Genomic DNA, 17,679 nt, shown 5'->3' on the forward strand with positions numbered 1-17,679 from the left:
TTCGACTCGACAAGGCGTTGAGCCGCGACCTTAGCACCGCCCAAGGACGTCGCCATGTTCAATCATCTGCATTACGTCCCGATCCTCAAATGGAAGCTCGGTGAATATCAGGCGTTGGCACGATTGGAGAGTTCCGTCAAAGACCGCGTAACCCCGTTGATCGAACTTCCGGCGGTTGGCTATGATTTCGAGAACAGCCGTGTCGCAAAGTCGCTCGACGATCACCTGAAGGACTTCGGTCGACGGCTGAAGGCAAAGTGGGCTTCAAGGACGTGCTTCGTCGATACGAAGAACATCGCCTCATCCGAGCGAATGGCCGATGGAACGCACCCGCTCGAGCGCGTCATGCAGCTTGCGCGGACGGAAGGGTGTACGGCGATCCCGGTTGTTGCGCTTTCCTGCGATGCCGAATATCGCCGCTCGGCTGCGGTGGCTGTTCTTGCAGATGGCAATGGCGCGGCCATCCGTCTTCAGCTTGAAGACTTCGATCGACAGAATATCGATCGCGATATAGAGCTACTGCTATCTGATATCGGCGCCAGTGTTGCAGGTTCTGATTTGATAGTTGATCTTTGCGATAAATTCCTACCAACATCTGTATTCGTCGAGGCAATAATTAGTTCACTTCAAAAATTGCCTCATTTGAATCGTTGGAGAACATTTACTATTGCGGGCAGTTCGTATCCGAAGACGCTTCAGGACGTTGCATTTACCATCCACAAAACTGAAGGAACAGACACACCAGTTCTTTACCCAGATACGTTGTATCCTCGGCGTGAGTGGGCAATTTATAAAACTATTGTAAATACACTTGGAAGAAAAGCCCGCCTACCAGCTTATGGGGACTATGTAGTAGCTCATCCGGATCCCGTTGAGCTTGACATGCGCCTCATAAAGCCATTCGCCAAACTTAGATATACAACAAGTGACTCTTGGTATATTATAAAAGGAAAGCCAGTACGGACTTATGGATTTGACCAATACAAGGACATGTGCAAGCAGACGACGAAGAAAGAGCGCATTTTTGAAAAATCACTACCTTCTGATGGGGACCGATACATCCAGGGATGCGCGGACGGCGACGAGAGTACGGGCAATATGACGACGTGGGTTTGGGTTTCCAGCAACCGGCACATTACGCGGGTTGTGGCTGACCTCTCCACTTTTCACGGCGCTTGAGCATCGCCCGAACGGTGTCGCGAAGCTCGTCGAGTGGCATCACACGGGCGAGTTCCCGATAGAGATAGGCGCGCGGCTTCCGAAGGTCCTTTTCGGAATATTCGAGGTCGCGCAAGACCTCCTTCGCCTCGATGCTCCAAAGGAGTTCGGCGACGGCCAACGGGTCGATGTTGGCGTTCATGCGAGGGCGACGCTCGTCCCGCAACTGAATGCCGCCGCGCGGACCTTCGGTCGCGATCTTCACGCCCCACCACGGCGGAACGATATCCATCGCCTTGTCGGCGTGGCGCTGACCGACGACCAACGTCGCACGATCCAAGACCGACCCGTAGATTTCGATTTGGGCGGGCAGGCGGTCGAGCGTATCGGAATCGCTCTTGATCTCGTAACCGTGAAGCGAACCGTTCACGACGGCGACGTCGACGCGCGCGACACCATGACGAAGTCCGAGTTCATGCAGCACGAGGGTATCGGGTTCACCCTCATGTCGCTTCAAGACCTCTCGTCGCAGCGCGTTCCGGACGTCGATGTCACGCACCTTGGCCTCCCGCCGGTGTCATTATTGTTGGCGAGGCAAAAGTAACGTTTGCCCTAACAACCGTGATATAAATCCGCCCCCGCGAATCTGTCGACGTTGAAGTTTGGGCAGGAGCCGCCACGCCAAGGCGCCGGTGCCCAATCTTGAGTCATTTCCCTTCGCGTGGGTAAAGGGTGGGTAAACGTCTGAACAACAAAAAAGCCGCCTTGCGGCGGCCTGTTTGTAACTCCCTCATTTTATTGAGGGAAATTGGAGCGGGCGAAGGGATTTGAACCCTCGACCCCAACCTTGGCAAGGTTGTGCTCTACCCCTGAGCTACACCCGCATCCTGGGTAACGCCGCCAGTGTCCCGGCGACGGGCGGTTCTATAGACCGAACCGGCCGGGCTTTGCAACACCCTATCTGCGTTTCTCTCCATCGCCGGCAAAGGAATTTTTCGGAAATCCCGGTTTTCCGCCCGATTTCGACCGTCCGGCCTGTGGATGGCCGGCTCGGTGCCGTGCATGCGCGGCGGCCAGTGATGCCTTTCGCATCCGCTGCACATCGGTCGGAACCGGCCCGGACCGTCTCGAACCGGAGGGAGGCCGCCATGCGCGCGTCATCCGATCGAACTGTTTTGCGCTCGTCCGGCCTTGCTCTAAACGTCGGTTCGAGAAAAGCGCGTGCGTGGCGTCGGGCCGACGGTTCGGCGGTCGCGCCGCGCGCCGCCGCATTGTCCGTTAGGAAAGCCCATGCCCTTCACCCGTGACGACCTGTTCGCAAAACTCGCCGAACTCGGCATCGAGACCACCACGCTCGAGCACGAGGCCTTCTTCACCGTCGCCGAGAGCCGGCATGCCAAGGATGCGCTCGCCGGCGGGCATACGAAGAACCTGTTCCTGAAGGACAAGAAGGACAACGTGTTCCTGGTCACCGCCGAATACGACGCGGCGATCGATCTGAAGAGGATCCACGAGAAGATCGGCGCCTCCGGCCGCGTGACCTTCGGCAAGCCGGAGCTGCTCATGGAGCTGCTCGGCGTCATCCCCGGCTCGGTAACGAGCTTCGGCGCCATCAACGATACCGCCGGCCGCGTCACGGTCGTGCTCGATGCGGCCTTGATGGAGCACGCGGTCATCAACGCGCATCCGCTGGTCAACACCGCGACCACCTCGATCCGGCGCGAGGATCTGGTGCGCTTCCTGGAGGCGGTCGGGCATCCGCCGAAGATCGTCGCGGTCTCGGACGGCAAGGTCTCGTTCGACGAGGCGCCGGCCGAGGGTTGAGATCCGCGTCCGGCGCAGACCACCGCGGCAAATTTCCCGTGGGGTGTCGCGAATTGTATTCGCGCGGCTTTGACCCCATGTTATGCGCCGCAGGATTTTCCACGACCGGGCGCGCCGCATGCGCCGCGCGTGCCCGACAAATGACCGGACCCGACCCATGAGCGGCCCCAGCTTTTCCTACGGCAACAGCTATTCCGGCTCCGTTTCCGGCTCCGCAGGCGGACAGGCGGGCGGTCAGGCGACCGCGCGCTTCGAGGCGCCCCAGGCCCCGGCGTCGCCGGGCCCGGCGGGCGCCGCCCCCGGCGATCTGATCAAGGAGACGACCACCCGCGATTTCGTCAAGGACGTGATCGAGGCCTCGCGCCAGCAGCCGGTGCTGGTCGATTTCTGGGCCGAGTGGTGCGGCCCGTGCAAGCAGCTCACCCCGGTCATCGAGAAGGTGGTCAAGAACGCCAAGGGCAAGGTGAAGCTGGTCAAGATGAACATCGACCACCATCCGGAGGTCGCGGGCCAGCTCGGCATCCGCTCGATCCCGGCCGTGATCGCATTCAAGAACGGCCAGCCGCTCGACGGCTTCATGGGCGCGGTGCCCGAGACGCAGATCCAGAGCTTCATCGAGCGTGTCGCCGGTCCGGTCGGGCCGTCGGACGTCGAGACGCTGCTCGCGGAGGCGGCTGCGGCCGAGGCGGAGGGCGATCTGCAGGGCGCGGCCGAGCTGTTCGCCGCCGTGCGCGAGATGGAGCCGGACAACCTCGACGGCACGGCCGGGCTCGCCCGGATCTTCGTCACCGCCAAGGAATTCGATCAGGCGCGCGCGCTCCTCGCGGAGGTGCCGGCCGCCAAGCAGGGCGATCCCAAGATCGCCGGCGTCAAGGCGCAGCTGGAGCTCGCCGAGAACGCCGCCAAGCTCGGCGACCCGACCGCGCTCGAGGCGCGCATCGCCCATGATCCGAACGACCACGACGCGCGGTTCAATCTCGCGCTGATCCTCAACGCCCACGGCCATCGCGAGGGCGCGGTCGATCATCTGATCGAGATCGTGCGCCGCAAGCGCGACTGGAACGAGGAGGCGGCGCGCAAGCAGCTCGTCCAGTTCTTCGAGGCCTGGGGCCCGAAGGACGAGATGACGCTCTATGGTCGTCGCCGGCTGTCGTCGGTGCTGTTCGCCTGATCGGTGCGCGCCCGCCCCCGCGCGGGCGGGGCGCTGTGAGGCGGACGCCCCTAACCGTCATCCCGGCGGCGTGCCGGCAGGTGCGCCGCCGGCCTATCGCAATGAAGCGCGGGACGTCGTCATGACTCAGGCCGGCAACGCCACCTATCGCGGACCGGATGTCCTTCCGCCGGTCGTGCCGCTGTTCCCGCTGCCGGGCGCGCTGCTGCTGCCGCGTGGCCAGCTGCCGCTCAACATCTTCGAGCCGCGCTATCTCGCCATGGTCGAGGACGCCATGCGCGGCGACCGGCTGATCGGCATGATCCAGCCGCGCTTCGATCGCGGCGCGGTCGATCTCGATGGCCGCCCGCCGCTGGTCGAGACCGGCGGGCTCGGCCGCATCACGCAATATGCCGAGACCGGCGACGGCCGGATCGTGCTGACACTGACCGGCGTCAGCCGGTTCCGGATCGTCGAGGAAATGTCGACCACGACGCCCTATCGCATCGCGCGCATCACGGCCGCGCCCTTCGCCAGCGACTTCACGCCCGGTTTCGGTCAGGAGGCGGTCGATCGCAAGGCGGTGATGACGGCGTTCAAGGCGTTTCTGGAGGCGAACGATCTCGAGGCCGACTGGAACAGCTTCAACGGCGCCGACAACGAGCCGATCGTCAATTCGCTGGCGATGATGTCGCCCTATGGCGCGGCCGAGAAGCAGGCGCTGCTCGAGGCCGCGGATCTGAAGACGCGCGGCGACATCCTGGTCGCGATCACCGAGCGGATGCTCGCCGGCCGGGCGAGCCCGCACGGGCCGCTGCAATGAACGGAGCCCCGCCGATGGACGAAACCACGCGCAGCGAGGAACGCCAGAAGGGCCGCGTCGACCCGAAGCTCCTGGAGCTGCTGGTCTGCCCGCTGACCAAGACCACGCTCGCCTACGACGCCGAGCGGCAGGAGTTGGTCAGCCGCGCCGCGAAGCTCGCCTTCCCGATCCGTGACGGCATCCCGATCATGCTGCCGGAAGAGGCGCGGCCGCTCGAGTGAACGGCCGAGGACAGGTGTCGACGAGACAGGAGTGGAGCATGCGCGGTTCGATGGCTTTATCGATGGCTCTGGCCACCTTCGCGGCTGCCGCGCTGACCACCGGCGGCGCGGCCCGTGCCGATCTCGCCGCCGGTGCGGCCTGCGCGGCGAAACTGCCGGTGCCCGCGAAGCTCGTCTATGACGCGGTCGCGCCGGCTTTGAAGCCGGACAGCGTCATGAAGGATGTCGTGATCGCCCAGGTCCGGCCGCTGGTCCTGTCGGGCAAGCTCGATCGGGCGTCGGCGCGGGCCGCGGCCGAGGCTGCCGGACCCTGCCTGAAGCTGGTGAAGTGAAGCCGGCGGACCGGATCGGTGAAGATTCCGGTTACCGTACTTCCTCGCAGGATTTCAACGTTTCCTCCGTAGTTTTGCTCGCCGAAGCTCCCGGTCGCGGGAGCATTCGGGGAGTGTGTCATGCGTCTCTTCAAGCTAGCCGGGGCGATCCCGGCGGCGCTCATCGCGCTCGCCCTCTCGGGCGTGGGCGCGGCGGCGCGCGAAATCGTGTCGTTCCCGGCCGGTTACGAGCCGGGCACCATCGTGGTGAAGACCAGCGAGCGAAAGCTCTATTTCGTGGTCGGCTACGGTCAGGCGGTGCGCTATCCGATCGCGGTCGGCATGCCGGGCAAGGAATGGTCCGGCGAGACCGTCATCGCGCGCAAGGAAGTCAACCCGATCTGGGGTCCGCCGGCGGAAGTCCGGCGCGACAAACCGAGCCTGCCGGCACTGGTGCCGCCAGGACCGTCCAATCCGCTCGGGCCGCGCGCCATGGTGCTCGCGGCCGGCGAATACGCGATCCACGGCACCAACCGCCGCGATTCGATCGGCACCAAGGCCTCGTACGGCTGCATTCGCATGTACAACGAGGACGTGGTGGAGCTGTTCGACCGCGTCGGCGTCGGCACGCGCGTGGTCGTGCTGCGCTGAGCACGGCAGCGTCGATCGGCGGTTTCGGGCCGGCCGTCCCTCGGGGTGGCCGGCTTTTTCTTTGCGCCAAGCTCCGGATCCCACGACCCCGGCAACGTCGCTTCGCCGGCTCTCCGTATCCGTTCGGACTACGCCGCCCCCGCGTCGCCGGCCTAAGATCGTTCTCCGGTCGGTCGCGGGACGGATTTCGACGCGACCGGCGATACGGGGGGAGAACAGATATGCACCGGCTCTTTGCTTCGATTGCGCTTGCCGTTCCGGCCGTCACGGCTGCGGTGCTGGCCGTTTCCGTCCTCGAGCTCGTCGCCGCGGAAGCGGCCGAGGTGCCGGATCCCGCCAACGGTCTGCGGCTCGCCCGGCGCTGGTGCGCGGCCTGCCATGTCGTGGAACCGAGCCAGACGGCGGCGGCGGCCGACGCGCCGGCCTTCGCGGCGCTGGCCGCCGATCCGCTGCGCGCCGAGGACGCGATCGCCAACATCCTCGCAGCGCCGGCCAAGGCGCATTCCAAGATGCAGGATCTGGCGCTGTCGCGGCTCGAGATCGGCGATCTCGTCGCCTACATCAAATCGCTGCGCCGCTGAGCGGCGCGTCGGCGACTGCCTTTCCAACCCTTTGTGGTTGCTCGACCGGCGGCGGAGAAAGACCGCCGCCGAGGCATCGTCGATGTCGCGAGCCCCGCACGGCGGCGTAACAGCACGGGAACGAGCATCGACGCCTGCGGGTGCGGAGAGGGCCCGCAGGGCCTCGGCGGCGAGGGGTGGGATCCGTGCCCCCGGACGAGGGAACGGCCCCGAAAGGGGGCGGGGGGAACCGCGGGGAAAACCGCCTCCTTCGCTGCCTTGGACTGTGCTGGACGGCGTCGCGTTACAGATGTCGCGCTGCGGGCCGGTCGAAACCGGCTCAGCGGGCGCCGCTAGTCGTCGTCCGGCTCTTTCCCGTCGCAATGCGCAATGCCATATGCTGCAAGGAAGACACGAGACGAGGCGAGGTCGGGCTGGCGCCGGGGCGTCATTCTCGAGGCTCAAGGGACGGACGGACGACATCATGAATGGCGAACGCCACCTCGAAGACGATCGCCAGCGCGCGGCGGAGGAAGCCTTGCGCCGCGTCGCGCGCGAAAGCCATGGCGTGGCGGATTCCGGCCTCGGCGGTGTCGTTGACGGCACCAAGCGGCATTTCGGCGCCGCCGATGTCGATCCGGCCGACCCGATCGAGGTCTGGGGCACGCGGATCGGCCGCGGTCTCGCCCTCGTCGCGATCGGCCTTCTCCTCTGGCATCTCGTCGCGACCTACGGCTGAACTCCCGTCCGCCGTGCTCTCCCCATCGTCACGTCCCGTCTCTCCCGAAAGAGCCCCGCATGACCTTGCCGATCGACTGGAGCACGCTCGCCGCCCCCGGCCTCGACGATTTCGAGACCCTGGCGCTCGCCGCCCATGCTGCATTGCCAGAGGCGTTCCGCCAGCTGACCGGTGAGGTGATCGTGCGCATCGCGGACTTCCCCGAAGACGACGTGCTGGACGAAATGGGGCTGGAATCACCGTTCGACCTGCTCGGTCTGTTCCAGGGCGTCGGGCTCGCCCATGGCGCGGCAACCGCCGCGACCGGGCAGATGCCCAATCAGGTCTGGCTCTATCGCCGCCCGATCCTCGACTATTGGTCCGAACACGACGAGACGCTCGGAGCGATCGTCACCCATGTGCTGGTCCACGAGATCGGCCACCATTTCGGTCTCTCCGACGACGACATGGAGGCGATCGAGGCGGCGGCGGGGTGAGGCTTGGGCGCGCGCCGGCCGGGGTGCGCCGAAGCAGCCCCGAGCCCCGCGATTTTCGCCGGCGAAAACCGCGCCCGCGGCGGCATGACATCGTCACGCCTTGGTGTTAGAGAAGCCGCTCGTTTCCGCGCTCATTGCGCGTTGTCCGCACGAAAGGCCCGTCCCATGTCCTCGACGCCTTCCATCTTCATCGACGGCGAAGCCGGCACCACCGGGCTTCAGATTCGCGAGCGGCTGGAGGGGCGCCGGGACGTGCGCGTGGTCTCGATCGATCCGGACAAGCGCAAGGACGCCGACGAGCGCAAGCGGCTCTTGAACAGCTGCGACGTCGCCATTCTGTGCCTGCCCGACGAGGCGGCGATCGAGGCGGTGTCGCTGATCGAGAACCCGGACGTGAAGGTGATCGACGCCTCGACCGCGCACCGGATCGCCGAGGGCTGGGTCTACGGCTTCGCGGAGATGGCCAAGGACCAGGCCGAGCGCATCGCCGACGCCAAGCGCGTCGGCAATCCGGGCTGCTATCCGCAGGGCCTGATCGCGACCGTGCGGCCGCTGGTCGAGGCCGGGCTCATTCCGGCGACGACCCCGATCACGCTCAATGCCGTCTCGGGCTACTCCGGCGGCGGGCGCAAGATGATCGAGGACTACGAGGCCGCCGCCGATCCGTCACCCTACATGCCCTATGGGTTGTCGCTGAAGCACAAGCATCTGCCGGAAATGCGCGCCTATGCGCATCTCGAGGAAGATGTGCTGTTCCAGCCGGCCGTCGGCGCCTATGCGCAGGGCATGCTGACCTTCGTGCCGCTGCAGCTCTGGTCGCTGCCGGGCACGCCGACCGCCGCGCAGCTGCACGAGGTGCTGGCGACACGCTATGCGGGCGAGACCTTCGTCACCGTGGCGCCGTTCGCCGCGGTCGACAAGCTCGCCGAGCTCGATCCGCGCGGCCTCAACGGCACCAACGCGATGCGGCTGCACGTGTTCGGCAATGACGCGAAGCGTCAGGCGATCCTGGTCGCGGTCTACGACAATCTCGGCAAGGGCGCGTCCGGCGCGGCCGTGCAGAATCTCAATCTGATGATCGGGCGCGACCACGCCGCCGGCCTCGCCGCCGCGGCCTGAGCCCGACATTGCACACGCGCCCGACCGGCCGGCCCGACACCGCCGGTCGAGGTGCGGATCGATCCGGAGGAAACCCCATGCAGAAGTTCACCAAGCTGACGGGCGTCGCCGCGCCGCTGCCGATCGTCAACGTCGACACGGACATGATCATCCCGAAGCAGTTCCTGAAGACGATCGAGCGCACCGGCCTCGGGCGTGGTCTCTTCTATGAAATGCGCTTCGACGAGGCGGGCGCCGAGAAGCCGGGTTTCGTGCTGAACCAGTCGGCCTATCGCAAGGCCGAGATCCTGGTCGCGGGCGACAATTTCGGTTGCGGCTCGAGCCGCGAGCATGCGCCCTGGGCGCTGCTCGACTACGGCATCCGCTGCGTGATCTCCACGAGCTTCGCCGACATCTTCTACAACAACTGCTTCAAGAACGGCATCCTGCCGATCGTCGTGACGCCCGAGCAGCTCAAGCTGCTGATGGACGACGCCGAGCGCGGCTCCAACGCCACGCTGACCGTCGACCTCGAGGCGCAGACGATCAGCGGTCCGGACGGCGGCACGATCTCCTTCGAGATCGACGCCTTCAAGAAGCACTGCCTGCTCAACGGTCTCGACGACATCGGCCTGACGCTCGAAAAGGGTGCGGCGATCGACACCTTCGAGAAGAAGAACGCCGAACTGCATCCCTGGGCCTGAGGACGATCCATGACCCGCAAGCTGATTTCGACCGGTTCGCCCTTCGAGAAGGTCGCCGGCTACTCGCGCGCCGTCGCCGACGGCGACTGGTGCTGGGTGTCGGGCACGACCGGCTACGACTATGCCGCCATGGCGATGCCGGAGTCGGTCGAGGACCAGACCCGCAACGCGATGGAGACGATCAAAAAGGCGCTCGGCGACGCCGGCTTCGCGATCGAGGACGTCGTGCGCGCGACCTATTACGTCACCGACGCCGCGATGATGGACGTGGTGTTCCCGATCGTCGGCTCGTACTTCGCCGAGGTCCGTCCGGCCGCGAGCATGATCGTCTGCGGTCTGGTGAAGCCGGAGATGAAGGTCGAGATCGAGGTCACGGCCAAGAAGCGCGGCTGACGCGCCAGGACCTGCATGAATCGGGAAGCCGGCGTCGCGGGTGCGGCGCCGGCTTTTATTTATTGGAGGATAGCGCCGCAAATGTAAAAGGGCTGTAGTCTATATACATTTAGCCAAATGACGCGATCCAAGGATTTTTGTGTACTCGTTTATGGAATCTATGTCCTTCTGGATGGTCTTGGAAATTGAATTGGTTAAATCGTTGAAATTCGGAATGATCTTGTCGCGAATAATCGTTTTTTCTATTTCGCGAGCCCTCAGTGTTTGGTGGTATATATCTAAGAAATTGTCGCTGTAATGTGGCGGATATACGCGCTTTAGATCAATGCTTTCGAGGCCCTTTATTGCCACATCAAATACTATAATTTTATCGTCAGTCAATAAATTTGGTTCTCTATTATCTACCTCTTTGAGAAAAGGAATTACAAACCTAGTAGCGAGACAGGCAAGATTTCGAAATGCGACGAAATCGTCCTTGCGTTCGGCTTCAATTTTGGCAGAATCTTGAAGTAAAGCAAAGGACGCGATAGCAGCTGCCACCATTGCGGACGACGGACTTCCAAATTTATAGAAATATCGACAAAATCGCGCACAAGCTGGTTTTATTCTCCTCTCTATCGCAAATGCGACTATAAGCATAATTACGAATGGAGTAAAACAACCCAAGAGCGCTAAGGTGAACACGGTCGACATCGACATTTTGGCCGTTCCTCCGAGGATGCCTGTCGACCCTTATTTTAAAACATTCCGTTCAATATAAAACGGTATACCCTTTAGGTAGCAGCGCGCACCAAGTTATGATGCGCGCTACTTCGATCCCTAAGCTCCTCACGCCACCATCGCGCCCTTGAGCCGCGGCAGCGCCGCGTCGAGGGCCTTGCCGAACTTCGCCAGCATCTCGTCGATCTCGGCGGCGGTGATGATCAGCGGCGGGGTGAAGGCGATACGGTCGCCGATGGCGCGGACGACCAGGCCGACCTTCTGCGCCTCGTCCTGCACCACGATGCCGGCCTTCGCCTCGGGGGCGAAGGGGATGCGCTTCTCCTTGTTGGCCATCAGCTCGACGCCGGCGATCAGGCCGATGCCGCGGGCGTTGCCGACCAGCGGATGCGCCTCGGTCGCCTCGAGACCGGCCTGCATCAGCGGGCCGACCTGGCGGACATGGCCGAGGATGTTGCGCTCCTCGTAGATCTTCAGCGTCTCGTTGGCGACCGCGCAGGCGACCGGGTGGCCGCCGTAGGTGAAGCCGTGGCCGAAGGTGCCGAGCTTGCCCGACTGGTCGAGCATGGCGTTGTAGATGTCTTCCGAAATCATCAACGCCGAGATCGGCTGATAGGCGGCCGACAGCGCCTTGGCGCAGGAGACCATGTCCGGCTTCAGGTCGTAGGTCTCCGAGCCCCACATGTTGCCGGTGCGGCCGAATCCGCAGATGACCTCGTCGGCAAGGAACAGGATGTCGTATTTCTTCAGGATCGGCTGGATCTTCTCGAAATAGCCCTTCGGCGGCGTGATCGCGCCGCCGCCGCCCTGCACCGGCTCGGCGAAGAAGGCCGCGATCGTCTCCGGGCCCTCGGCGAGGATCAGCTTCTCGAGCGCTTCGGCCATGCGGGTCGAGAACTGCTCCTCGGTCTCGCCTTCCTCGTGGAAGCGGTAGTAGTGCGGGTTCTCGGTGTGGCGCATCATCGGCAGCGGCGCGTCGAAGCCGCCGTGCATGTGCGGCTGGCCGGAGACCGAGACCGAGGCGACCGTGTTGCCGTGGTAGCCGCGGACGCGGCCGATGATCTTCTTCTTCTCGGGGCGGCCGCGGGCGTTGTTGTAGTACCAGACGAGCTTGATCGCGGCGTCGTTCGCCTCCGAGCCCGAGCACTGGAACAGCACCTTCGACATGCCCTTCGGCGCGATCGACAGGAGCCGATCGGCCAGTTCGACGCTCGGCACGTGGCTCTTGGCGAAGAACGTGTGGTAGTAGGGCAGCTCCAGCAGCTGCTTGTAGGCGACGTCGGCGAGCCGCTTCTCGGAGAAGCCGAGCGAGGCGCACCAGAGGCCGGCCATGGCCTCGAGATACTTGTTGCCCTGTTCGTCGTAGATGTAGACGCCCTCGCCACGCTTGATGATCGTGCCGCCGTGGTCCTTGTAGGCGACGAGATCGGTCTGCTGATGGATCACCGTCGCGCGGTCGATCAGGTCGTGCGAATTCGAGAGCATCGGGGGATTTCTCCGTTCTGGTGCGGATCGTTTGACGAGAAGTCCGGCCGGGCGCGGGCGCCCGGTCGGCTGGATCGCGTGGGAGCTTACTCCGCGGCCGCCGGCGCGACAGCGAATTCCTGAGTCTCGGCGCGGGCCGCCACCGCCGCGCGGCGGCTGGCCCTCGCTTCCTCGCGGCGCTTCAGGATCTCGTAGAGGATCGCGCCGAGGACCGTGATCGCGACGATGGTCACCGCCAGGGCCGAGAGCGCCGGCGTCGTGCCCTGGCGGACGCGACCGGCGAGCACGGTGGTCAGCGTCTTGTCGGCGAGGATCGCGAAGGTCGTGGTGTTGTAATTCTCGAACGACGACAGGAACGCGATCACCGCGGCGGAGGCGATCGCCGGCATCAGGAACGGCACCAGGATGTCGAAGAACACCCGCGCGCGCGTCGCGCCGAGATCGAGCGCGGCCTCCTCCAGCGTCCGGTCGAAGCGGGCGAGCCGGGCGAGGAAGATCAGCATCGTGTAGGCCGCGATGAAGCTCGACTGCGCCAGTACGGTCAGCACCGTACCGTCGTAGATGAATTTGGTGCCGGTGAAGTTCGTCGTCTGGCGCCAGAACACCACCGTCGAGATGCCGATGATCACGCCCGGGGTCAGCACCGGCGAGACGACGACCAGATAGTAGAACGACCGGGCGCGGGCGTAGATCTGGCTCATCACCATCGCGCCGGCGAGCCCGATCGGCACCGAGACCAGCACGACCAGAACGGCGATCCACAGGCTCTTCTTCAGGCCGTAGACGAGGTCCTTGTCGGCGGCGAGCACCGAGAACCAGTCGAGCGTGAAGCGCTCGAACGGGCTCACCGTCGGGTAGGCCGGCGTGTTGAACGCCGTGATGCCCATGATCACCAGCGGCCCGAACAGGTAGGCGAAGAACACCAGGATGTAGAAGCCGAACAGGGCCTTCCTGACATGAGCGGCGGTCATCGGGCGATCTCCCCAAGGCGCAGGCGGAAGATCTTCAGGACGCCGAGCACGAAGACGATGCAGGCGACGAGCAGGATCAGCGCATAGGCCGCGCCCTGTTGCCAGTTGAAGGCCTGATAGAACCGGTCGTAGACGATCGGCGTGAACCAGAGGCTGCGCGGGCCGCCGAGGATCAGCGGCGCGGCGAGCGCGCCGGCGGTCAGCATGAACACCAGCGTCGCGCCGGAGGCGATGCCGGGCTTGGCATGCGGAAGCACGATGAAGGTGTGGATGTGCCACCACGGTGCGCCGAGGTCGCGGGCGGCCTCGATCTGGTTCTTGTCGAGCGTCTCGATCGCGTTGTAGAGCGCGAACATCATCATCAAAAGGTAGGCGTAGGCGAGGCCGGCATAGAGCGCGACGTCGGCGGCGAGGAAGTCGATCGGCTGATCGAGCACGCCGATCGCGACGAGCGCGTTGTTGATCACGCCCTGCGTGCCGAACAGGAGCCGGAACGCAAAGGCGCGCAGGATCTCGTTGACCCAATAGGGCGCAATCAGCAGCAGCAGCACGAAGCGCAGCCGCGCCTTGCTCGCCACCTGCGCCATGTAGAAGGCGAGCGGGTAACAGATCAGGAAGTCGAGCACCGTGATGATGATCGAGACCCAGATGGTCAGGAAGAAGGCGGTCAGGTGGGTGACGTTCCAGCTCGCGGTCGAGGTGGTCGAGCCGAACAGGAAGTACTTGTAGTTCTCAAGCGTGTAGAAGTCCTTCGGACCGCCCCACTGCGGCGGCGGCAGCTTCGGGCGGAACGACAGATCGATCATGGCCATCAGCGGCATGACGATCATGAACACGGTCCAGAGTCCGACCGCGACGATCAGAAAGGTCGCGACCGGCCAGCCGTTGCGGGCGACGAAGCCGGGCGGAGCGGCGTCCCCGAGCCGACGGCGCTCGGTCCAGGCCATGACGAAAAAGGCCGCGACCACCAGCGGCGGCAGGCCGTAGATGACGAATTGGCCGATCGAACTATGCATGGGCCACGTCCGGCGGCAGCACGACCGCATCGGCGGGCGCATAGGTCAGCGTCACGTCCGCGCCCTCGGCCGGGATGTCGCGCGCGGCGCCGCCGGCGAGCGTCACGGTCAGCTTGCGGCCGCTCGGCAGCGCGACGCCGACATGGGTGACGGTGCCTTCGAAGGCGGTTTCGACCACGCGGCCGGCGATGCCGGCGCCGCCGGCCCGGCCGATCGCCAGCGCCTCGGGGCGCACGAACAGCACGGCGTCGGAGCCGTGCATGAGCTTGCGGGCGTTGACGCCGACGAGCGGACCGACCTCGGTCTCGATCATGGCGATCTCGCCGTCGGCACCGTCAGCGACCTTGCCGGCGAGCGCGTTGTTCTCGCCGACGAAGCTCGCGACGAAGGCGGTGCGCGGCGTCTCGTAGAGCGTGCGGCCGTCGGAGACCTGCTCGATCACGCCGCGGTTCATCACGGCGATGCGGTCGGACATGGTCAGGGCCTCGCCCTGGTCGTGGGTGATGTAGATGAAGGTGATGCCGACGCGGCGCTGGATCGCGCGCAGCTCGTTGCGCATGTGCTGGCGGAGTTTCAGGTCGAGGGCCGACAGCGGCTCGTCGAGCAGCAGCACCTGCGGTTCGACGGCGAGCGCGCGGGCGATCGCCACGCGCTGCTTCTGGCCGCCGGAGAGCTCGTCGACGCGCTTGCCGCCCTGGCCGGGCAGCGCGATCAGGTCGAGCAGCTGCTCGACCTTCGCCATGCGTACCTTCTTCGGCACGCCGCGCACGCGCAGACCGTAGCCGATGTTGTCGGCGACCGACATCATCGGAAACAGGGCGAGGTTCTGGAAGATCAGCGCGGTCGGCCGCGCGTTCGGGCCGATGCCGCGCATGTCGCGGCCGTTGATCAGCACGCGGCCCGCGGTCGGCTCGACGAAGCCGGAAATGGTCCTGAGCAGCGTGGTCTTGCCGCAGCCGGAGGGCCCGAGAAACGAGAAGAATTCGCCGGGGGCGATGTCGAGCCGGGCGTCGTCGACGGCGGTGAAATCGCCGAACCGGACACTGACGCCGTCGAGCTGTACCGCAGAGGTCATGAAGAGCGAGGCTCCTGGGGGCTTTCGAAGGGGGCTTTCGAAGATGCGAGGTGCCGACGCGGACGCGCGGGCGCCGAGAAAGATCCCCTCATGGCGAGGCGCACGCGGAACGTGCGCCTCGGATCACGAGGGGATCCCTCACGAGACCGATTTCGATCAGGCCGCCTTGAACTTCTCGGCGTACTGGGTGCGCAGCTCGGCGAACCAGGACGGTTCGGGGATGCGGTTCCAGAGCTTCGAGATCGCATCGCCCGGATAGGCTTCCTGGAAGTTCTTCTTGGCGACCTCGGAGAGGAACGCGTCGGAGCCCTTGCAGACCGGGTTGTAGCCCGAGCCGTCGGCGACCTTGGCCGAGGTCTCCGGCGAGTGGACGTATTCGAGCCAAGCGTAGGCCTGTTCGACGTTCTTGGCGCCGGTCGGCATGGCCCAGCCGTCGAGCCAGGAGATCGCGCCTTCCTGCGGCGCCATGTAGCTGACCGGCTTGCCCTGCTTCTTCAGGGACAGGGCCGGACCGTCCCAGGTCTGGCCGATGACGACGCCGTTCTCGAGCAGGCCCGACTTGGTGTTGTCGGCCGAGTCCCAGAACTGCTTGATCCACGACTTCTTGGAGATCGCGAACTTGAGGATCTCGTCGTAGATCTTCTTCATGTTCTCCTCGTTCTTGAAGGCATCCGCCATCCGGTTCGAGGGGACCTTGCCGGTGGCGTCGAGCCACAGGCCGATGCCGAGCAGCAGCGAGTGCGGACGGCCCTGGACCTTGCCCTTGTACTGCTCATCCCAGAGCGAGCCGTAAGACAGGGTCTTGTAGTCGAGCGTGGTCAGGTCGGTGCGCCAGGAGATGGCTTCCGAGCCCCAGCAGTGCGGCACGTGGTAGAGCTTGCCGTCCCAGGTCCAGATGCTGGTCGAGCCGTTCAGCATCGCCGGCAGCAGGTTGTCGAGCTTCAGCTTCTTCGTGTCGAAGGGCTGCAGCACGCCGATTTCCTTGAACTGCGGCGCGCGATCATGGGTCGGCTGGCAGAGGTCGAAGCCTTCGCCGCCGGTCGCCTGCAGCTTGTTGATTTGCTCCTCGTTCTGGGAGAACGGCGTCGAATTGACCTTGATGCCGGTCTTCTTCTCGAACTCGGGGATGACCGGGTTCGGCAGTTCGTCGTCCCAGTGCAGCAGGTTCAGGGTGCCGGAGGACGACAGCGCGTCCTTCACGTACCAGGGGCCGGTCGCGGTGATGGCGCCGGCGCCGGCCGCGGCCTTCAGCATGGTACGACGGGTGAAGCCCTTCGCCGCGGCGAGGGTCTTCACGGTCTCGGATCGATTGTCACGGTTCTTGCTCATGGGCGGATCGTCTCCAGGGGAACGCCGGCGCCTGGAAAAGCACGATCCAGGCCAATGCCCTCGGGTCACGGACAAAGCCCGCCAGAGCCGCCCGCCGAACCCGAATGAATCGACCGTTCAATAAAGATCCGCTTCCCGTGCGCATCGGCCCTGCTCGGCACCGATCGCAAAAGCCTAGCCTTCGCTCACCCCTCTGCGGCAGAGTGCGTTGGTGCTTTTTTGAGCGTCATTCTAGGATCTGCATATGTTGACGGCAGCCGCGGCAGCAATCGTGTTCCTCGCGGGTATCCTGCGGGGAATGACCGGGTTCGGCTTCTCGCTGCTGGCGGTCATGGGGATCGGGCAATTCTGGCCGCTCGAACTGGTCACGCCCACGGTCTTGATGCTCGAGCTGGTGCTGACGGTGCTGCTGATCGGCGACAACGTCCGACCGCACATGGACCTGCGCTGGCTCGTTCCGATGACGCTCGGGGGCGTGTTCGGGGCGGTCGCCGGGCTCTACGGGGTCGGCGCCCTGCCGGCGGCGGCGGTCAAGCCGGTGTTGAACCTCGCGATCTTCGTCTCTGCGCTGATCTCGCTCGTGCATGCGCGACTGCCGGCGCTCGCCACGCCGTTCGCGGCGGGCGTGGCCGGCTTTCTGGTCGGGGCTCTCGTCTCGGCCTTCGCGGTCGGGGGCCCTTCGCGGTGGTCTGGTTCCTCGCGATCGGCGCGGCGCCGGCGGTGATCCGCGCCAACGTCATCGTGTTCTTCGGCGTGCTCGACCTGTTCGTGGTCGGGCTGCGTGCCGCCCAGTTCGGTCTCTCGACGCAGGCGCTGCAGACCACAGCGCTGCTCACCGTTCCGGCCGTCGCCGGCGCTTTCGTCGGCGGTCGGCTGTTCCGCAAGATCGACGCCGGCTTGTGGCGTCGCATCGCCGCCTGGTCGATCGCCGCCGCGGCGGCGATCAGCCTCATCCGCAGCCTGTTCACCGCCTGA

General features: G+C 64.9%; 22 protein-coding genes and 1 tRNA gene. 15 read left to right on the plus strand and 8 right to left on the minus strand.

What is annotated here, in order from left to right; all coding sequences use genetic code 11:
• The first annotated feature begins 54 nt into the window (after nt 1–54).
• Nucleotides 55–1,179, plus strand: a complete 1,125-nt coding sequence (locus ABS361_19050) for a beta family protein (protein XBY44119.1) — start codon at nt 55–57, stop codon at nt 1,177–1,179.
• On the opposite strand, the gene ABS361_19055 is transcribed toward ABS361_19050, so the two are convergent.
• Together ABS361_19055 and ABS361_19060 are read right to left on the minus strand one after the other, a co-directional pair.
• Nucleotides 1,136–1,717, minus strand: coding sequence for a sce7726 family protein (locus ABS361_19055; protein ID XBY44120.1), 582 nt, complete (start codon nt 1,715–1,717; stop codon nt 1,136–1,138). The genes ABS361_19050 and ABS361_19055 overlap by 44 nt on opposite strands.
• Nucleotides 1,718–1,967: 250 nt before the next feature.
• A tRNA-Gly gene (locus ABS361_19060) sits at nt 1,968–2,042 on the minus strand.
• Nucleotides 2,043–2,448: 406 nt separating this feature from the next.
• Between ABS361_19060 and ABS361_19065 the strand changes: the two genes are divergently transcribed.
• From ABS361_19065 to ABS361_19120, 12 genes are all read left to right on the plus strand, one after another.
• A complete protein-coding gene (locus ABS361_19065; GenBank protein ID XBY44121.1) occupies nt 2,449–2,982 on the plus strand; it encodes a YbaK/EbsC family protein in 534 nt (177 codons plus the stop codon).
• 157 nt (nt 2,983–3,139) lie between these two features.
• Nucleotides 3,140–4,153 carry a thioredoxin gene (gene trxA, locus ABS361_19070; protein ID XBY44122.1) on the plus strand — a complete coding sequence of 338 codons (1,014 nt, stop codon included), beginning with the start codon at nt 3,140–3,142 and terminating at the stop codon, nt 4,151–4,153.
• 121 nt (nt 4,154–4,274) lie between these two features.
• A complete protein-coding gene (locus ABS361_19075; GenBank protein XBY44123.1) occupies nt 4,275–4,955 on the plus strand; it encodes an LON peptidase substrate-binding domain-containing protein in 681 nt (226 codons plus the stop codon).
• Between the two features lie 14 nt (nt 4,956–4,969).
• Nucleotides 4,970–5,176: a Trm112 family protein gene (locus tag ABS361_19080; protein XBY44124.1), complete on the plus strand. Its 207-nt coding sequence runs from the start codon at nt 4,970–4,972 to the stop codon at nt 5,174–5,176.
• Between the two features lie 62 nt (nt 5,177–5,238).
• Nucleotides 5,239–5,508, plus strand: a complete 270-nt coding sequence (locus tag ABS361_19085) for a hypothetical protein (protein XBY44125.1) — start codon at nt 5,239–5,241, stop codon at nt 5,506–5,508.
• A gap of 120 nt (nt 5,509–5,628) precedes the next feature.
• Nucleotides 5,629–6,138, plus strand: coding sequence for a L,D-transpeptidase (locus ABS361_19090; protein ID XBY44126.1), 510 nt, complete (start codon nt 5,629–5,631; stop codon nt 6,136–6,138).
• Between the two features lie 221 nt (nt 6,139–6,359).
• Nucleotides 6,360–6,719, plus strand: coding sequence for a c-type cytochrome (locus ABS361_19095; GenBank protein XBY44127.1), 360 nt, complete (start codon nt 6,360–6,362; stop codon nt 6,717–6,719).
• A 463-nt stretch (nt 6,720–7,182) separates the two neighbouring features.
• Nucleotides 7,183–7,437 (plus strand): hypothetical protein, encoded by a 255-nt coding sequence (locus ABS361_19100; GenBank protein XBY44128.1) that lies wholly within the window; start codon nt 7,183–7,185, stop codon nt 7,435–7,437.
• A 59-nt stretch (nt 7,438–7,496) separates the two neighbouring features.
• On the plus strand, nt 7,497–7,913 hold the full coding sequence (locus ABS361_19105) for a metallopeptidase family protein (protein XBY44129.1): 417 nt from the start codon (nt 7,497–7,499) through the stop codon (nt 7,911–7,913).
• Between the two features lie 165 nt (nt 7,914–8,078).
• Nucleotides 8,079–9,032: an N-acetyl-gamma-glutamyl-phosphate reductase gene (argC, locus tag ABS361_19110; protein ID XBY44130.1), complete on the plus strand. Its 954-nt coding sequence runs from the start codon at nt 8,079–8,081 to the stop codon at nt 9,030–9,032.
• A gap of 77 nt (nt 9,033–9,109) precedes the next feature.
• Nucleotides 9,110–9,715 carry a 3-isopropylmalate dehydratase small subunit gene (leuD, locus tag ABS361_19115; GenBank protein XBY44131.1) on the plus strand — a complete coding sequence of 202 codons (606 nt, stop codon included), beginning with the start codon at nt 9,110–9,112 and terminating at the stop codon, nt 9,713–9,715.
• A 9-nt stretch (nt 9,716–9,724) separates the two neighbouring features.
• A complete protein-coding gene (locus ABS361_19120) occupies nt 9,725–10,108 on the plus strand; it encodes a RidA family protein (GenBank protein XBY44132.1) in 384 nt (127 codons plus the stop codon).
• 99 nt (nt 10,109–10,207) lie between these two features.
• Here the strand turns inward: ABS361_19120 and ABS361_19125 are convergent, their stop codons facing one another.
• The 6 genes from ABS361_19125 to ABS361_19150 form a co-directional block, all read right to left on the minus strand.
• Nucleotides 10,208–10,807 carry a hypothetical protein gene (locus ABS361_19125; GenBank protein XBY44133.1) on the minus strand — a complete coding sequence of 200 codons (600 nt, stop codon included), beginning with the start codon at nt 10,805–10,807 and terminating at the stop codon, nt 10,208–10,210.
• Between the two features lie 129 nt (nt 10,808–10,936).
• The gene (locus tag ABS361_19130; GenBank protein XBY44134.1) at nt 10,937–12,313 is read right to left on the minus strand and encodes an aminotransferase; all 1,377 of its coding nucleotides are present in this window, start codon (nt 12,311–12,313) and stop codon (nt 10,937–10,939) included.
• A gap of 86 nt (nt 12,314–12,399) precedes the next feature.
• Complete coding sequence (locus tag ABS361_19135) at nt 12,400–13,284, minus strand: ABC transporter permease subunit (GenBank protein ID XBY44135.1); 885 nt, start codon at nt 13,282–13,284, stop codon at nt 12,400–12,402.
• Entirely contained in the window at nt 13,281–14,300 is a 1,020-nt protein-coding gene (locus ABS361_19140; protein ID XBY44136.1) for an ABC transporter permease, read from the minus strand. Before ABS361_19140 ends, ABS361_19135 begins: the two co-directional genes overlap by 4 nt.
• Entirely contained in the window at nt 14,293–15,375 is a 1,083-nt protein-coding gene (locus ABS361_19145; protein XBY44137.1) for an ABC transporter ATP-binding protein, read from the minus strand. The genes ABS361_19140 and ABS361_19145 overlap by 8 nt, the downstream gene beginning before the upstream one ends.
• 156 nt (nt 15,376–15,531) lie before the next feature.
• Nucleotides 15,532–16,704, minus strand: coding sequence for an extracellular solute-binding protein (locus tag ABS361_19150; protein ID XBY44138.1), 1,173 nt, complete (start codon nt 16,702–16,704; stop codon nt 15,532–15,534).
• Nucleotides 16,705–16,948: 244 nt separating this feature from the next.
• Here ABS361_19150 and ABS361_19155 point away from each other — a divergent pair, with 244 nt between their 5' ends.
• Together ABS361_19155 and ABS361_19160 are read left to right on the plus strand one after the other, a co-directional pair.
• A complete protein-coding gene (locus tag ABS361_19155; GenBank protein XBY44139.1) occupies nt 16,949–17,428 on the plus strand; it encodes a TSUP family transporter in 480 nt (159 codons plus the stop codon).
• Entirely contained in the window at nt 17,389–17,679 is a 291-nt protein-coding gene (locus ABS361_19160) for a hypothetical protein (GenBank protein ID XBY44140.1), read from the plus strand. Before ABS361_19155 ends, ABS361_19160 begins: the two co-directional genes overlap by 40 nt.

It is taken from the genome of Ancalomicrobiaceae bacterium S20, assembly GCA_040269895.1.
Classification (GTDB): Bacteria; Pseudomonadota; Alphaproteobacteria; order Rhizobiales; family Ancalomicrobiaceae; genus Methyloraptor; species Methyloraptor flagellatus.

What these genes read in the sequence shown, in the direction of transcription:
- ABS361_19050 (XBY44119.1), top strand. Translation starts at nt 55, where the DNA reads ATGTTCAATCATCTGCATTACGTCCCGATCCTCAAATGGAAGCTCGGT.
- ABS361_19065 (XBY44121.1), top strand. Translation starts at nt 2,449, where the DNA reads ATGCCCTTCACCCGTGACGACCTGTTCGCAAAACTCGCCGAACTCGGC.
- trxA (XBY44122.1), top strand. Translation starts at nt 3,140, where the DNA reads ATGAGCGGCCCCAGCTTTTCCTACGGCAACAGCTATTCCGGCTCCGTT.
- ABS361_19075 (XBY44123.1), top strand. Translation starts at nt 4,275, where the DNA reads ATGACTCAGGCCGGCAACGCCACCTATCGCGGACCGGATGTCCTTCCG.
- ABS361_19080 (XBY44124.1), top strand. Translation starts at nt 4,970, where the DNA reads ATGGACGAAACCACGCGCAGCGAGGAACGCCAGAAGGGCCGCGTCGAC.
- ABS361_19085 (XBY44125.1), top strand. Translation starts at nt 5,239, where the DNA reads ATGGCTCTGGCCACCTTCGCGGCTGCCGCGCTGACCACCGGCGGCGCG.
- ABS361_19090 (XBY44126.1), top strand. Translation starts at nt 5,629, where the DNA reads ATGCGTCTCTTCAAGCTAGCCGGGGCGATCCCGGCGGCGCTCATCGCG.
- ABS361_19095 (XBY44127.1), top strand. Translation starts at nt 6,360, where the DNA reads ATGCACCGGCTCTTTGCTTCGATTGCGCTTGCCGTTCCGGCCGTCACG.
- ABS361_19100 (XBY44128.1), top strand. Translation starts at nt 7,183, where the DNA reads ATGAATGGCGAACGCCACCTCGAAGACGATCGCCAGCGCGCGGCGGAG.
- ABS361_19105 (XBY44129.1), top strand. Translation starts at nt 7,497, where the DNA reads ATGACCTTGCCGATCGACTGGAGCACGCTCGCCGCCCCCGGCCTCGAC.
- argC (XBY44130.1), top strand. Translation starts at nt 8,079, where the DNA reads ATGTCCTCGACGCCTTCCATCTTCATCGACGGCGAAGCCGGCACCACC.
- leuD (XBY44131.1), top strand. Translation starts at nt 9,110, where the DNA reads ATGCAGAAGTTCACCAAGCTGACGGGCGTCGCCGCGCCGCTGCCGATC.
- ABS361_19120 (XBY44132.1), top strand. Translation starts at nt 9,725, where the DNA reads ATGACCCGCAAGCTGATTTCGACCGGTTCGCCCTTCGAGAAGGTCGCC.
- ABS361_19125 (XBY44133.1), bottom strand. Translation starts at nt 10,807, where the DNA reads ATGTCGATGTCGACCGTGTTCACCTTAGCGCTCTTGGGTTGTTTTACT.
- ABS361_19130 (XBY44134.1), bottom strand. Translation starts at nt 12,313, where the DNA reads ATGCTCTCGAATTCGCACGACCTGATCGACCGCGCGACGGTGATCCAT.
- ABS361_19135 (XBY44135.1), bottom strand. Translation starts at nt 13,284, where the DNA reads ATGACCGCCGCTCATGTCAGGAAGGCCCTGTTCGGCTTCTACATCCTG.
- ABS361_19140 (XBY44136.1), bottom strand. Translation starts at nt 14,300, where the DNA reads ATGCATAGTTCGATCGGCCAATTCGTCATCTACGGCCTGCCGCCGCTG.
- ABS361_19145 (XBY44137.1), bottom strand. Translation starts at nt 15,375, where the DNA reads ATGACCTCTGCGGTACAGCTCGACGGCGTCAGTGTCCGGTTCGGCGAT.
- ABS361_19150 (XBY44138.1), bottom strand. Translation starts at nt 16,704, where the DNA reads ATGAGCAAGAACCGTGACAATCGATCCGAGACCGTGAAGACCCTCGCC.
- ABS361_19155 (XBY44139.1), top strand. Translation starts at nt 16,949, where the DNA reads ATGTTGACGGCAGCCGCGGCAGCAATCGTGTTCCTCGCGGGTATCCTG.